Source organism: Streptosporangium vulgare, assembly GCF_042428775.1.
Lineage (GTDB): Bacteria > Actinomycetota > Actinomycetes > Streptosporangiales > Streptosporangiaceae > Streptosporangium > Streptosporangium vulgare.
The window spans coordinates 16,868-31,769 of record NZ_JBHMBS010000027.1 but is presented as its reverse complement, the minus strand read 5'-3'; the positions used below and the strand labels follow the sequence as shown (position 1 = coordinate 31,769).

The 14,902-nt window shown below is 71.0% G+C and carries 14 protein-coding genes; 6 read left to right on the top strand and 8 right to left on the bottom strand.

The features are described 5' to 3' along the window. Positions 1-58: 58 nt before the first annotated feature. On the bottom strand, positions 59-493 hold the full coding sequence (locus ACFFRH_RS35710; RefSeq protein WP_386161921.1) for an ATP-binding protein: 435 nt from the start codon (positions 491-493) through the stop codon (positions 59-61). Between the two features lie 175 nt (positions 494-668). Next, positions 669-914 carry a phosphoribosylformylglycinamidine synthase subunit PurS gene (gene purS / locus ACFFRH_RS35705; protein ID WP_329087025.1) on the bottom strand — a complete coding sequence of 82 codons (246 nt, stop codon included), beginning with the start codon at positions 912-914 and terminating at the stop codon, positions 669-671. Positions 915-1,345: 431 nt separating this feature from the next. Between purS and pdhA the strand changes: the two genes are divergently transcribed. The 5 genes from pdhA (at position 1,346) to ACFFRH_RS35680 (ending at position 8,147) form a co-directional block, all read left to right on the top strand. Beyond that, positions 1,346-2,437, top strand: coding sequence for a pyruvate dehydrogenase (acetyl-transferring) E1 component subunit alpha (gene pdhA, locus ACFFRH_RS35700; RefSeq protein WP_344747633.1), 1,092 nt, complete (start codon positions 1,346-1,348; stop codon positions 2,435-2,437). Next, positions 2,434-3,411 (top strand): alpha-ketoacid dehydrogenase subunit beta, encoded by a 978-nt coding sequence (locus ACFFRH_RS35695; RefSeq protein ID WP_344747634.1) that lies wholly within the window; start codon positions 2,434-2,436, stop codon positions 3,409-3,411. Before pdhA ends, ACFFRH_RS35695 begins: the two co-directional genes overlap by 4 nt. A 13-nt stretch (positions 3,412-3,424) precedes the next feature. Further along, entirely contained in the window at positions 3,425-4,903 is a 1,479-nt protein-coding gene (locus ACFFRH_RS35690) for a dihydrolipoamide acetyltransferase family protein (protein WP_344747636.1), read from the top strand. Between the two features lie 993 nt (positions 4,904-5,896). Then, positions 5,897-7,684, top strand: a complete 1,788-nt coding sequence (locus tag ACFFRH_RS35685; RefSeq protein ID WP_344747637.1) for an ABC transporter ATP-binding protein — start codon at positions 5,897-5,899, stop codon at positions 7,682-7,684. Between the two features lie 169 nt (positions 7,685-7,853). Then, positions 7,854-8,147 carry a Dabb family protein gene (locus ACFFRH_RS35680; RefSeq protein WP_344747638.1) on the top strand — a complete coding sequence of 98 codons (294 nt, stop codon included), beginning with the start codon at positions 7,854-7,856 and terminating at the stop codon, positions 8,145-8,147. A 239-nt stretch (positions 8,148-8,386) separates the two neighbouring features. Here ACFFRH_RS35680 and ACFFRH_RS35675 read toward each other — a convergent pair whose 3' ends face one another. Beyond that, the gene (locus tag ACFFRH_RS35675; RefSeq protein WP_344747639.1) at positions 8,387-9,118 is read right to left on the bottom strand and encodes an SDR family NAD(P)-dependent oxidoreductase; all 732 of its coding nucleotides are present in this window, start codon (positions 9,116-9,118) and stop codon (positions 8,387-8,389) included. A gap of 95 nt (positions 9,119-9,213) precedes the next feature. On the opposite strand from ACFFRH_RS35675, the gene ACFFRH_RS35670 reads away from it, so the two are divergent. After that, positions 9,214-10,062 (top strand): LysR family transcriptional regulator, encoded by an 849-nt coding sequence (locus ACFFRH_RS35670; RefSeq protein WP_344747640.1) that lies wholly within the window; start codon positions 9,214-9,216, stop codon positions 10,060-10,062. 3 nt (positions 10,063-10,065) lie between these two features. Here ACFFRH_RS35670 and ACFFRH_RS35665 read toward each other — a convergent pair whose 3' ends face one another. The 5 genes from ACFFRH_RS35665 to ACFFRH_RS35645 form a co-directional block, all read right to left on the bottom strand. Beyond that, a complete protein-coding gene (locus ACFFRH_RS35665; protein ID WP_344747641.1) occupies positions 10,066-10,290 on the bottom strand; it encodes a DUF6458 family protein in 225 nt (74 codons plus the stop codon). A 52-nt stretch (positions 10,291-10,342) separates the two neighbouring features. Next, positions 10,343-11,557, bottom strand: coding sequence for an adenylosuccinate synthetase (locus ACFFRH_RS35660; RefSeq protein ID WP_344747642.1), 1,215 nt, complete (start codon positions 11,555-11,557; stop codon positions 10,343-10,345). 275 nt (positions 11,558-11,832) lie between these two features. Next, complete coding sequence (locus tag ACFFRH_RS35655; RefSeq protein ID WP_344747643.1) at positions 11,833-12,789, bottom strand: hypothetical protein; 957 nt, start codon at positions 12,787-12,789, stop codon at positions 11,833-11,835. Positions 12,790-12,855: 66 nt separating this feature from the next. After that, complete coding sequence (locus ACFFRH_RS35650) at positions 12,856-13,836, bottom strand: molecular chaperone DnaJ (RefSeq protein WP_386161916.1); 981 nt, start codon at positions 13,834-13,836, stop codon at positions 12,856-12,858. Beyond that, complete coding sequence (locus tag ACFFRH_RS35645) at positions 13,833-14,576, bottom strand: NUDIX hydrolase (RefSeq protein ID WP_344747646.1); 744 nt, start codon at positions 14,574-14,576, stop codon at positions 13,833-13,835. The genes ACFFRH_RS35650 and ACFFRH_RS35645 overlap by 4 nt, the downstream gene beginning before the upstream one ends. Positions 14,577-14,902 lie beyond the last annotated feature (326 nt).

Here is a 14,902-nt window from a genome sequence, read left to right as displayed (position 1 = left end):
ACAGCTCAGCGGGCGACGGCCGGGGCGTACGGCTTTACCCAGCCGGGTTCGTACGGCCTTATACGGCGGCCAGCACCCGGCCGCGGGAGTAGAGGGCGTCGTCGTCCCAGTCGAGGTGCTTGCGCAGGTGCACGACGGTGCCCCGGCCGGGGGTGATGTCGAAGGAGATCTCGTCCACCACGGCCTGCATGATGAGCAGGCCCCTGCCGTTCTCGGCGTCGGTCGGCGGGTAGTGCTCAGGCACCCGGACGAGGCCCTGGCCCCGGTCGATGATGCGGACGTCGCAGCGGCCGTGGCCGATGGCGGTCTCGACCTCGTAGCGGTTGGCCGGACCACCGTGGCGCACGGCGTTGGCGCACGCCTCGGTCACCGCCAGCAGGATGTCGGCAACGCACTCTTCCGTGACTCCGAGCGAGTGCAGGGAGTCACCGAGCGCCCTGCGGACCATCGGAATACCGACGGCCTGTCGCGGCAGAGCCAGCGAGAACTCCATGTCCACCGGTTTCCTCCCGGGGTCAGATGTCACCTCGTGAAGGCTTCCCTGCAGAATCCGGGCTAACCGCAAAATAACCGTAATGTTATTGACTGGTGGTCAAGCCGTGGGATTGCTCCGCCCATAAAGCCGGACATAGCCGGATCTGGGCGGTTGGTCGGCAGGGGGTGACGGCCTAGGACTCGACGGTGACGGTGTAGTCCTCGATCACCGTGTTGGCGAGCAGGGTCTCGGCCATTTTTCGGACGTCCGCAAGTGCCGCCTCGTCGGCGGGCCCTTCGAGCTCCACCTCGAACCGCTTGCCCTGCCGTACCGCTGAGACACCGGAGAAGCCGAGCCGCGGCAGTGCGCGGGCGATCGCCTGCCCCTGCGCGTCGAGAATCTCGGGCTTCAGCATGACGTCGACGATGACGCGCGCCACGGTGTTCCTCCTGGTTGAGACGGGGACGGTCCGGCGCCTCAAGAGTAACGGGCTCCGGCCGCGCTCCGGCGCGGGGGCCGGATCCGGCTCACACCCCGCGTGCGAGAGGCCCCGGTCCGTACGGGCGAGGGGGACGGGAGGCCGGACCCCGCCCTGTACACGCGAAGATGATCAGGAGCCGGATCCGCGCCGCACGCGCGAGAGCAGTCCGGGGTGGCACCCCGCCGAACGAAACGGGCGGGTGAAAGGGAACGCGCGGGGAACGGGGAGCATATGGACGCCGAGGCAGGTCTTGCGCACATGTATGTGACCTCTGCCACCATGGCCACAAGCGCGGGCGAACCACCACCAGACGGGTCGAACGCGTCGCGAATCGGCCGGACCACGGTGGAGAACCCATCCAGACGGCCCCGAGCACACAGGAGTGGCACGTGACAGCCGACGCCTCTCGTGGTGCGGAAGCACCTCCGGAGCTCATCCAGCTGCTGACCCCCGAGGGAGAACGGGTCGAGCACCCCGACTACGACATAGACCTGACGCCCGAGGAGATCCGCGGGCTCTACCGGGACCTGGTCATGGTCCGCCGCGTCGACCTGGAGGCCGTGGCCCTGCAACGCCAGGGCGAGCTGGGTCTGTGGGCCTCGCTGCTCGGCCAGGAGGCCGCGCAGATCGGCTCCGGCCGGGCGCTGACCGAGGCCGACATGGCGTTCCCGACCTACCGCGAGCACGGTGTGGCCTGGTGCCGGGGGGTCGACCCGGTGAACCTCCTGGGCCTGTTCCGCGGCGTCAACCACGGAGGCTGGGACCCCGCCGAGCACAACTTCCACCTCTACACCATCGTGATCGGCAGCCAGACCCTGCACGCGGTCGGCTACGCCATGGGCATCCAGCGCGACGGCGCCGAGGCCGCCAGCATCGTCTACTTCGGCGACGGCGCCACCTCCCAGGGCGACGTGAACGAGTCGTTCATCTGGGCGTCGGTGTTCAACGCGCCGGTGGTGTTCTTCTGCCAGAACAACCAGTGGGCCATCTCCGAGCCGCTGGAGAAGCAGTCGCGCATCCCGCTGTACCGCAGGGCGAGCGGGTTCGGGTTCCCCGGCGTCCGGGTCGACGGCAACGACGTCTTCGCCTGCCTGGCCGTCACCCGCAAGGCGCTGGCCGACGCCAGGTCCGGGCAGGGGCCCATGCTGATCGAGGCGTTCACCTACCGGATGGGCGCCCACACCACCTCCGACGACCCGACCCGCTACCGGGTGGCCGCCGAGCTGGAGGCGTGGAAGCTCAAGGACCCGATCGAGCGGGTCAGAGCCTACATGTTCAAGAACCAGATCGCCGACCAGGAGTTCTTCGACGCGGTCGACGCCGAGGCCGACGAGCTGGGAAGGGACGTCCGCAAACGCTGCCTCGAACTGCCCGACCCCGAGCCGCTGGCCATCTTCGACAACGTCTACGCCGAGCGGCACTCCCTGATCGACGCCGAGCGTGCCGAGTTCGCCACCTACCTGGAGGGGTTCGAGGCATGAGCATTCTCACGATGGCCAAGGCGCTCAACGAGGGCATGCGCAAGGCCATGGAGGACGACCCCAAGGTCCTCGTCATGGGTGAGGACGTCGGCAAGCTCGGCGGGGTGTTCCGGGTGACGGACGGCCTGCAGAAGGACTTCGGCGAGCAGCGGGTCATCGACACCCCGCTCGCCGAGTCGGGCATCGTCGGGACGGCCATCGGCCTGGCGCTGCGCGGCTACCGGCCGGTCTGCGAGATCCAGTTCGACGGGTTCGTCTTCCCCGCGGCCGACCAGATCATCACGCAGCTCGCCAAGATGCCGCTGCGCTCGCTGGGCAAGCTGAAACTGCCGGTCGTCGTACGGATCCCGTGCGGTGGCGGCATCGGCGCGGTGGAGCACCACAGCGAGTCGCCCGAGGCCTACTTCACCCACACGGCGGGCCTGCGCGTCGTGGCCTGCTCCAACCCGGCCGACGCCTACACCATGATCCAGCAGGCGATCCGCTGCGACGATCCGGTGATCTTCTTCGAGCCCAAGCGGCGCTACTGGGAGAAGGCCGAGGTGGACGTCGACTCCTCCGGCTGGACCCCCTTCGACGAGGCGAGGGTGGTGCGGCCGGGGACGGACCTCACCCTGCTCGCGTACGGGCCGATGGTGAAGACCTGCCTGGAGGCCGCGAAGGCGGCCGAGGACGACGGCCGCTCCCTGGAGGTCGTGGACCTGCGCTCGCTCAACCCGCTCGACACCGGGAGGATCGTGGAGTCGGTGCGCCGGACCGGGCGATGCGTCGTGGTGCACGAGGCGCCGGTCTTCAGCGGCTTCGGCGGCGAGATCGCCGCCCGCGTCACCGAGGAGTGCTTCTACCACCTGGAGGCCCCGGTCCTGAGGGCCGGAGGACCCTCCACCCCCTACCCTCCCTCGCGGCTGGAGGACCACTACCTGCCCGACCTGGACCGGGTCCTGTACGCCGTCGACCGCGCGTTCGCGTTCTGAGGAAGGGCTGGAGATGAAGGAGTTCAAGCTTCCCGACGTGGGGGAGGGCCTGACCGAGGCGGAGATCGTCCGCTGGCACGTGAAGGCGGGAGACCCGGTCAAGGTCAACCAGATCATCGTGGAGATCGAGACCGCCAAGGCCGTCGTCGAGCTTCCCTGCCCGTTCGAGGGCGTGGTCGCCGCCCTGATGGCGGACGAGGGCGAGGTCGTGGACGTCGGCAGGCCGATCATCTCGGTGGACGACGGCACCGGCGGCCCTCCGGCCCCCGCTCCCGCCGCGGACCCGGCGGCGGGCCGGACGGCTGATCGGGCGGAGGCACTGGCCGACGACATGGTGCCGACCCCTCCGGCCGAGGTCCGGCAGCCGGTGCTGGTGGGCTACGGCGTCAAGCCGGGCGCCGCCAAGCGTCGCCCCCGCAAACCGTCCTCTCCCGAAGGTGTGTCCGGTACGTCCCCCGAGGCCACACGGCCCGGCGCGGGGACGCCCGGCGCGCCCGCGGCCCGGGTCCCCGAGGCGGTGCCGCCCGGGGTGAACGGGCCCGGTGCGGTCACCGTCTTGCCCACCCCGTCCACGGCCTCGTCGCCGGGGCGGGGCGCGGTTCTGGCGAAGCCCCCGGTGCGGAAGCTCGCCAAGGACCTGGGGGTCGACCTGGCCTCCCTCCTGGGGACCGGCCCGCACGGGTCGATCACCAGGGACGACGTCCAGGCCGCGCTCGCCGCCCCCGCCCCGGGGAACGACGTCCAGGCCGCGCCCGCCCGGCCGCGGGGAGCGGCCGTGACCTGGGAGGGCGAGGAGGAGGAGCGGATCCCGGTCAAGGGGGTCCGGAAGGCGACCGCGCAGGCCATGGTGGCGTCCGCGTTCACCGCGCCGCACGTGACGGAGTTCCTCCAGGTGGACGTGACGGCGACCATGGACGCGGTCCAGCGCCTGCGCGGGCTGCCCGACTTCGCCGAGGTCAAGGTCTCCCCGCTGCTCATGGTCGCCAAGGCGGTGCTCGTCGCCGCCCGCCGCTACCCGATGATCAACTCTGTCTGGGACGAGACCCGCCAGGAGATCGTGGTCAAGCACCGCGTCAACCTGGGCATCGCCGCGGCCACCCCCCGCGGCCTGCTCGTCCCCAACGTCAAGGACGCCCACCGCCTGTCGCTGCCCGGCCTGGCCGCCGCCCTCGGAGCCCTCGCCGAGACCGCGAGGGCGGGCCGCACCCAGCCCGCCGACATGGCCGGGGGCACGATCACGATCACCAACGTGGGCGTCTTCGGGGTGGACGCGGGTACCCCGCTCCTCAACCCGGGCGAGTCCGCGATCCTGGCCTTCGGCCAGGTCAGGGAGATGCCGTGGGTGGTGGACGGGCAGGTCGTGCCGCGCAGGGTCTGCACGCTCGCCCTCTCGTTCGACCACCGGGTGGTGGACGGGGAGCTGGGCTCGCTCTTCCTCCGCGACGTCGGCGCCATGCTTGAGGACCCGCTCCGCATGCTCGCCTGGGGCTGACCCCGCGACACCCACGGGTCCGCCCCCTCAAGGAGGGGGCGGACCCGTGGACGGTTCGCGGGCCGTCGTGGCCCCGCGGGCGAGGAGACGGGCGAACGGCCCGGAGGCGGCGCCTGCCGGTCTCGTGTGCGGCTTGGGGGCCGGGGTGCCCCCCTGAGGCTTGGGTACGGGTGGCGCTCCCGTGGGCGGCCTTTGGGTACGGGGTGGCTCCCGTGGACGGCTTGGGTACGGGTGGTGCTTCCCTGGGCGGTCTTGGGTACGGGTGGCGCCCGCCTGCGCGGCTTGAGTCCGGGAGCGGTTCGCGGGGGCTTTTCCGTCTGAAGTCCGCGGGAGGCCCGGGTGCGTCCCTTCCTCTCGTACCCGCCGCCCCCTGTACCCGCCGGGAAGGTGGGGATAGAGGGCCTTCCGATATACCCCGGAGTACCTGCCCGACATTTCCTGGTTTCGCGCATCAATTGCCGCGAAGGGAATGCGGCCGAGGACTTCAAGTGATCCCGGCCGACCGCCGGGACGCCGTACCTGCCGCCGGAAGGGCGGTAACGAGAAACCCCTTTTTGCCTCCTGTGGATCAAGCTTTAGGGTGCGTATCCCCAGCTCGGGCTAGGCTGTGGGGCGACGCTCGGAAGTTGTGAAAGGCTTTACCCTCGATACGTTTTATGGATTCCGCGAATGGCTTGTTAAAACATTTTTAATGCGTGCTGAATTTGGTGATTTGTCAGGGTATGGGTGCTAGTGTCGTGGTTGGTAAGCGCGACAAGCTCAGCACGAAGGGGGAAGCCATGACTTTCAAGCAGCTCTTCCCGACCGGCCGATTCTTGGAGTGGGGAGGCGGCTGGGGATGCTGCCGACGCCGTCGCCGCTGCGGATGTGGATGCGGCTGCGGCGGGTGGTGGTAGGTCAGATCCGGTGCTAGCGGAAACAAATGAGAGTCGGCGGGTCAACCGTCGGCTCTCATTCTCAGAATCGCTCTCGCCCCACGGGACGAGGGCCGCGGTGCGCCGTCCCCCGCTGGCGCCGACTGTCTCCATCCGCAGGACCTTCAGGGAGTTCTGGCCGTACACCCGCGGCCTCCGCCATCTGCTCGTGGCCGGTGGCACGCTCGCCATCGTCGCGGCCGTCTGCGAGGTCGCCGCGATCGGCCTGTTCGGCCACATCACGGACGAGGTCCTCAGCAAGCAGAACCTGGGGGCCTTCTGGCTCCCCGCCGCCGCCTGGCTGGGCCTCGCGGCGACCGCGGGGCTGGTCTCCTTCGTGGGCTCCTACCTCACCGCCCTCGGTGGCGAGCGTTTCCTGCTGCGGTTGCGCGACAGGGTGTTCGAGCACATCCAGACGCTCACGCCCGACTTCTTCGACAACCGCCGCCTGGGTGACCTGATGGCCAGGCTCACCGACGACATCGAGGCCATCGAGGAACTCATCGGCTCCGGCCTGGTCAAACTCTTCACCACGCTCGTCAGCGTCGTCTTCTTCGCCGGTGCCGCCTTCTACATCAGGTGGGATCTGGCGCTGCTGACGTTCCTGCTGGTCCCGGCCTTCCTGCTGGTCGCCAAGGTCTTCGCGAGCAGGTTCAGGGTCGTGTCGGCGCGCGAGCGGCTCAGCAACGGGATCATGAACAGCGTCATCGAGGAGGGCCTGTCCAACCAGTCGCTCGTCCAGTCCTACAACCGCCAGGGCGCCGAGGCCGAGCGGCTGCACTCCGAGGGAGACACCTGGATGCGGGCGAACGTGGCGCAGGCGTGGCTCTCCTCCCTGTACGGACCCGTCGTGCAGGTCATCGAGACCATCTGCCTGATCACGATCCTCGGGTTCGGCGCCTGGGAGATCTCCTCGGGACGCCTCACCATCGGCGGCCTGCTCGCCTTCGCCGCCTATCTCGCCTACCTCTACCCGGCGGTGCAGAGCCTGGGACAGATCGCCCTCACCGTCTCCGAGGCTGCGGCGGGCTCCGACCGCGTCATCGAGATCCTGACGACCCGGCCGGCCGTGACCGACCGCGACGACGCCGTCCACATGGGGCGCGGACGAGGTCACATCGAGTTCCGGGGGGTCGGCTTCACCTACCCGAACAGGAGGAGGCCCACGCTGCGGGACCTGTCCTTCGCCGTCGAGCCGGGCGAGCTGGTCGTGTGCACCGGGCCCAGCGGCGTGGGCAAGTCCACGATCGCGAAACTCCTGCTGCGCTTCTACGACCCCACGGCCGGGCACGTCCTGCTCGACGGGACGGACATCCGTGAGCTGTCGCGCGAGTCACTGCGCGACAACATCACCATCCTGCAGCAGGAGAACCTGCTCTTCTCCGGGACCGTGCGCGAGAACATCGCCTACGGATGCCCCGGCGCGGACCCGGACGCCGTCGTCAGGGCCGCCGTGATGGCGGACGTCCACGACTTCGTCACCACGCTTCCCCTCGGGTACGACACGCCGATCGGGCAGCGGGGCCGGCTGATGTCGGGCGGGCAGCGCCAGCGGATCGCCATCGCCAGGGCCATCCTGCGCGACGCGCCCGTGCTCGTCCTCGACGAGCCGATGACGGGCCTCGACGCGCCCACCGCGGCACGGATCATGGAACCGCTCAAGCGGCTGATGGCCGGGCGCACCACCATCCTGATCACCCACGACCTCCGGTTCATCCCCGAGGCGGCTCACAAGATCGTGCTCGAAGCCGTGCCGAGACGCTCTAGCCGGATAAGGATCAAGTCCGCCAGGGGCCGAGGGTCCGCACCGCGTCCGTCGCGAGAGCGGGTTCCCGTACGAGACGGGCGGACCGGCACCGTTCCGTAGCGTCGGAGAGCCACTGGGAAGCGCTCGGGAAGCCCTCCGAAAGCGCCCGGGAAGCCGCCGGAAGCCGCCGTGACGCGGCGGGGCCGGGGTGCCGCCGGGTCCCGGCACGCCTGGCCGTACGCTGGCCGGGCGCTCAGGACACCTGGGGCACCCGAACGAAGGGAAGATCATGTTCCGGCATGTCGTGCTGTTCACCTGGTCGGAAGAGGCCACCGAGGAGCAGCGGGCCAGGGTCGCCACGGAATTCGGCAAGCTGCCCGAGGCGATCACGGAGATCCGCTCCTACACCCTCGGCCCCGACGCGGGCGTGAGCCCGGGCAACCACCAGTTCGCCATCGTCGCGGACTTCGACAGCGCCGACGACTTCATCGTCTACCGCGACCACCCGCTGCACCAGGCCGCGATCGCCGAGTACATCAAGCCGATCGTGGCCTCGCGGGCGGCGGTGCAGTTCGAGGTCTAGGGCGGCACGGTCTTCGGGCCACCGGTGCCGGGCGACACCCGACGCGAGCATTCGCATCTCCCACGCGACCGTCTACCGGTCCCTGAGGGATGACCGTCGCCGGTGGCGCCGCCTCCCCACGGGCCGGGCTCCGGGCCGCGCCGCACCGGATCGTGGCCACGACGGGGACGCGGGCGCGGGTGGGAACGCCCGGTTCGAGGCGCGCGGGCGACGACCACGGTGCGCGTCACCAGGGCGCGTCACCACGGCACCTCGCCCGCGTCCTCGAAGAACCCGCCGGTCGGGCCGTCGTCGGGGAGGGTCGCGAGTTTGACGGCGATCGCCGCGCCCTGTGCGGGAGTGCGCACGCCGCGGAAGCCGTTGAGGTCGGTCGCGACGAAGCCGGGGCAGCCGAGGTTGATCAGGATGTTCGTGCCGCTCAGCTCCCGGGCGTACTGGACGGTGACGGCGTTCAGGAACGTCTTCGACGGCGCGTACGCCACGGCCACCGGACCCGTCGTCCGTTCACCGGCGAGCCCCGACTGCCGGGTGAGGGAGCCGACGCTGCTGGACATGTTCACGATCCGCGGCGAGGTGGAGCGGCGCAGCAGCGGCAACATCGCGTTGGTGACGCGGATGACGCCGATCACGTTGGTCTCCACGGCCGTTCGGATGGTGGCCGGATCGACCCGGCTGGGCTCCTGCGGCATGCCACCGGTGATGGCCGCGTTGTTGACGAGCACGTCGAGGCGCCCGGCCCGCTCCTCGATCAGCCGTGCGGCGGCGGTCGCGCTCGCGTCGTCGGTCACGTCCAGCGGTACGCCGAACGCGTCGACGTCGGCCGCGCGCAGCTTCTCCACCGCGCTCGTACGGCGCCGATCGTCGCGGGCGCCGACGCCGACGCTCCAGCCGAGGGCGCCCAGGCCCACCGCGATCTCGTACCCGATTCCCTTGTTCGCGCCCGTGACCAGCGCGATTGTCCGTTGACTCATGGGAACGATGCTGCCCCGGACCTTGGCGGGGGGTCCAACACCGATCAGGTGGTCAGCGATACCCTCCAGGTATCGATCCCGGGTAGCATGGCCGCGTGGAGACCCGGGAACTGCGTTACTTCGTCGCCGTCGCCGAAGAGCTGCACTTCGGGCGCGCCGCGCGGAGGCTCGGGATGGCGCAGCCGCCTCTGTCGCGGGCGATCCAGCAGCTCGAACGCCGGCTCGGGGCGGCGCTGCTGGACCGGACCAGCCGCACCGTCACGCTGACCGAGGCCGGCTCGGTGCTGCTGGCCGAGAGCCGGGCGGCCCTCGCCGCGGTCGACGCCGCCGAGCGCCGGACCCGCCGCGCCGCCCTCGCCGCGACCGGCCGTCCCGGCCTGGTCCTCGCCGTCAAGGCCGGTGCGTCCAGCGAGCTGCTGGCGAAACTGCTCGGCGCCTACGCGGCCGACCCCGGCGCGGTCCCCGTCGAGGTCACCCTGTGCGGGCCGGGCGAGCAGGAACGGCTGCTGCGCGAGGGCCGGGCCGACGTGGCGCTGCTGCACCGGCCTTTCGACTCGACGGCCGGGTTCGACACCGAGGAGCTCAGTACGGAGAGCCAGGTCGTGATCCTGCCGGCCGGGCATCCACTCACCCTCCGGGCCCACGTGCACATGGCCGACATCACCGCGTTGCCAGACCTTCCACTGCCGCGCTGGCCCGCCCCCGACGGCACCTGCCCGCCCGGGCCCGGCCCGCGGGTCCGCGACCACACGCAGTTGCTGCAGCTGGTCGCGCTCGGCCGCGCGTGCGCGATCTCACCGGAGTCGTGCCGGTCCCAGCTGCACGACGACCTCGCCGCCGTGCCCGTGCTGGACGCGCCGACGGTCACCACCGTGATCGCCTGGCCACCGCACAGCCGGTCCAGAGCCGTCGCCGACCTCGTCCGGACCGCGACACGGCTCTAGACCTCAGACCTCCGGCGGGTTGTTCTCGCGGTGCATCAGGCGCTCCTCGGACGTGTGCCCGCGCTTGGGAGCCATCACGATGCTCAGCACGATCCCGACGGCACCGACGATCATGAAGATCAGGCCGATCACGTCGATGTGCACGGCCTCGCCGAGAACGTCGGGATCGATGGCGAAGCGGAGGATGGCGCCGAGCGTGAGAAAGAAGATGCTGACCCCGACACCCATGAGTTCCTCCGGGTAAGGCTGTTCGCCAGGCAAAGAGAGAGTCCGGCTTTGGTCATACCCTCTCTGGCGTGATCACACCACTGAGAAGGACCTTGTCCGCGGCGGTGGGACCCGACGAACCCAGCCACACCGGCACTCCGAGGGCCTCCGCCACCGCCGCGGGCCAGTCGTCGATCCCGTCGGCGTAGCGCGGCCCGGCCTCCCGCAGCCGCTCCGTCAGCCCGGCCTGCCCGTCCAGGTCGCCCGCCCTGCCCACCGGAAGCTCGCCGATGTCGTACGACACGCACATCCGCGACACCGGCGCGTCCAGGTGGGTGAGCGCGAGGACGTCGGCCCCGCCGGAGACCGCCAGCGCGTAGCGGTGGGCCACCGCGTCGAAGTGGCCGGTGCGGAAGGGCCCCTGCCAGGGGCCGGTCCCGTTGTGGGCCTCGGGCAGCGCGAGCGCCGCGTCCTCGGTGACCAGCGGTCCCGGGCCGTGGCGCGGGGTGTAGATCCGCAGCACGCCCAGCCGCGTGGCGGGCGTCCCGTCGAGCAGCTCCAGCGCGTTGGCGAAGGTCGTCGTGCTCCAGGTGGTGTACGGGTGGAAGCCGTGCCACTCGTCGAGCAGCACGCCCTGCGCCCCCTCGAAGACCACGGGCCGCCTGCGCAGCAGCGCGGTCACGAACGAGGAGCCGACCAGGATCACCCGCTCGGCGAACGCCCGGTAGGCGTCGACGCAGTCCTCCACGGGCGGCCCGGTCACCCCCAGGGCCTCGCGGAGCGCGCGCAGCTTGCGGGCGAGCCGGACCGGCTCCTCGCAGTCGCCCGCGACCGGCGCGAGATCGGGGTGCTCCAGGGCGTAGGCCATGGTCTCGCCGACACCCATCCCGCACGACCCGTGCCGGTCCACCCCGCGCGCCAGCTCCCTGGCCCGCCCCGCCGCCACGTGGTACGGCGTGGCGAGCAGGGCGTCCCGGTCCACGGTGAGCAGGCAGAACGGGTCGGGGACCCCCAGCTCGGCCAGGTGGTCGGCCTCCTTGGCCAGCGACAGCGGATCCACCACCATGAACCTGGACAGATGAGTCGGCACGCCCCTGAACGTGCCCGACCCGAACTGCGCGAACGTGTGCTGCCTCCCGTCGGGCAGGACGACGTTGTGACCCGCCTGCCCGCCCCCGTTGAACCTGACGACCGCCTGGACGGGCTCACGGGCGCAGAGCCAGTCGACGACGGTGCCCTTCCCCGCGTCGCCGTACCCGAGGTCGGTCACGATCATGTGCTCACGCATGCGTCCACCCGTTCACCCTCGTCTCCTCCCCTTTCCCGTCTCCCCGGCGAGCCGTTCCCCGCCGGCCCCTCCAGGGCGTCGGCCAGTCCTTCCGGGGCGTTGTCGGCCCCTCCGGGGCGTTGCCGGTCCGTTCAGCGGGCGGGGTGTCGCCCGCCAGGCTCTCCACCGGAGGTCCCTCCCCGGCGGGGCGTCGTCCCCGCCGGGGAGGGGCCTTCTCCCTTCGTGGTGGCACTCCCCGCCGCTTTCGCGGTGGCCGCCGCACGGCGGGGAGGTCTTCAGAGCCGCATCACGCCGCTGTCGCCGCCCAGGTCGAGCCCGTCGGCCACCACGAGGGTGCCCCGGTCGAGCTTGGCGAGGGCCTTGCCCACGGCGGTTCCGGCGTCCGAGCCGAGCTCGGCGAGGTCGTCGAGCCCTTCTCGCAGGTCGATGGCGTCCTCGCCGAGGCCGACGGTGAGCGCGATGGTCTCGCAGACCGCGTCCAGGTCGTCCAGCTCCAGCACGTTCTGGCCGAGCAGCTCGCGCCAGGCGGTCAGCACCCGGCCGTCCCCGGCGTGGCTCGCCCCGGCGGGGAGGATGTAGTAGACGTCGTAGATCCTGGTCAGCTCGGCGACCATGTCCCTGGTCGAGATGTCCTCGCGGGGCCGCTCGCCGATGACCTTCTCGACCTCGCGCCGCCTGACCTGCGGGTAGGGCAGCTCGTCGCCGATGATGAACAGGTAGCCCCGGCGGCCCCGCTTCTCGAAACAGTCGATCGAGGTGTGCCTGGCCATGAAGTACATCGCCAGCTCGTACGACTCGGTCATCTGGCCGCCGCCCCCGCCCTCAAGCAGGATCTTGCCCAGGTGCTCGTCCATCCGGTTGTCGGACTCGAACTGGCCGACCTGCAGCGGGGCCCGGTCGCAGGTGGCGTCGCCGATCGCGCCGAAGAGGATCTGCGGGTCGGTGGCGTACCCCTTGCGCAGCAGCAGTCCGAGCAGGTCGGGCAGCTTGGTCTGGAGGGTGCGGGGCACCCCGCCCATCGAGCCGGTCACGTCGAACAGGACGGCCACGGCCAGGGAGTTGGGGTGTTCGGCGGAGTCACGGCTCTCGCGGAGCGCCACTCCGTGCGGGTCGAGGTCGGGGTGAGCGGAGCGGGCGCCGCTGTCGCTGTAGGCGAAGGCGCTCGAACCCCTCGCCGCGCGGTAGCTCGCGGCGGCGGAGTAGACGTCGGTGGACCAGTTTCCGCTTCCCACGGATGATCTCCTCGGATCAGGGATGGAACGTTCTATGGAGTCTTGCGATAGGGAGTCTTGTGAAAGTCAGAGATGGAGCGGCCGGTACTTCCTCGGCCCGTACAGGTCGTCGAGCAGGTCGTCGAGCTCCCCCAGCAGCCGCCAGGCGTCGTTCGGCGGGCTGAGCAGGCTGCCCCGGACGAAGTTCCTGACCGGGACGGGGACGTGGTCGCCCATGAGGGCGGCCACGCAGCGGGTGGCGAGGTGGATGTCGGTGGCCGGGGTCGCGGGCCTCCTGGCCAGGACCGAGGGCGGGTAGTCGTCGCGGTGCCTGGCCACGAGCGCGGTGATCGGGGTGCCGAGCGGGACCGACTGGCTCCAGTCGACGAGCACCAGGCCGTGGTCGAGCGGGTGGACGAGGACGTGCTGCCCGAACACCGCGCCGTGCACGACCCCCGCCCGGTGGGCCGCGCCGACCGCCACCAGCAGCCGCCGCCAGATCCACGCCACGTCCCGCACGTCGAGAACCGGCCGCCGCAACCGGACCTCGTCCAGGCTCAGGAACCCGTCCGGCACCCGGCTGATCACGTTGGCCTGCCGTTCGACCCTTTCCGAGCGGTGCCGGAACGACTCCACCAGGCGGGGCACGTACGGCAGGAGCAGCGGGTCGCCGTCGCGGGCGATCGTCTCCAGGGACTCCGCCTCGCGGCGCATGAGGTCGTTGTCCGCGTGGCTGCGCGGAAGCTTGAGCAGCGTGTCGGTGCCGCTCTCGTAGAGCACGGCCGACGCGCCCCGCCGGAAGACGCCCCCGATCCGGTAGGTGCCCCGCCTGGTGGTGATCACCGTCTCCTTGGCCCGCTCCGTGGCCCGGTCCCGGGCCCCGCCGCGGGCCGCCCACAGCCCCGCCAGCCTGCTGAACGCCTCGGCGGCCTCCGCTCCCGGCGCGAGGTCGGGGTGGAGCAGCCTCGCCAGCCTCCGGTACGTCCGGTGCGGGAAATCCCCTCCGAACAGGTCCTCGGGCGTGCGGGCGGCGGTCACCAGCGCGATCGCCTCGGCCGTGGTGGTCATCTGATCTGCTCCTCCCTGGCCGGCCGCAACAGGGCGGGGTGCAGGAGCCGGGCGTCGCCGGCCCGGTAGAGCTTGGCGCGCGGCCCGCCCCTGGCCCCGCCGCTCTCGGTGGTCTCGCCGGTGCTCTCCACGAAGCCGGGCACCGACAGGATCTTGCGGTGGAAGTTGCCCGCGTGCAGCGGCACGCCCCAGACCGTCTCGTAGACGCCACGCAACTCGGAGATCGTGAACCTCTCGCCGGCGAACGCGGTGGCGAGCGGGGTGTACTCCAGCTTGCCGCGGGCCCGCTCCAGCCCGTGCGCCAGGATGCGGTCGTGGTCGAACGCGAGCTCCGGCAGCTTGTCGACCGGATGCCAGGAGGCGTCGGCCGCGTCCGAGCCCGCCCGGGGGTCGGGCAGGTCGGGCGCGAACGCCAGATAGGAGACCGAGACGATCCTCATCCGGGGATCACGCTCGGGCGCCCCGTAGCTGGCGAGCTGCTCGATGTGGACCCGTTCCGCCAGCCCGGCCAGCCCCGTCTCCTCGGCCAGCTCCCGCGCCGCGGCCTGCGGCAGATCCTCTCCCGGCCGGATGAAACCCCCGGGCAGCGCCCACAGCCCCGCATAGGGTTGCTCGGCCCGCTTGATCAGCAGAACGCGCAACCCGCCCCCGCGAATGGTGAGCGCCACCACGTCGACCGTCACCGCGACCGCCGGATATGCCCGCGGGTCGTATCCGGCCAGGAACTCGGTTTCATCCATCACATGTCCTTCTCAAGTTGAGACAATCTCAGTATGAGAATAACAAGGTGTGGCTGTCAATGACTTCGCGATGATCCATCCGTCTTCGTCCCTCGCCGCCCCCCGATCGTCCTGGGCGGCCAACTCGGGGTGGGGCGACATCGGATCGGCGGTCGGCCGTTCGGGTTTCCGTTCCAGGACGTCTGGGAGGTCTCGTCGCGACACGAGGAGCCGGGAAAAGCACGAGGAGCCGGGAAAAGGATGAGGGACCGGCCCCGTGAGAACGGGGCCGGTCCCTCATCGTGCCTGCCGCGGGAGCAGGTGGTCCGTCGGCCCGAAGCGGCGCG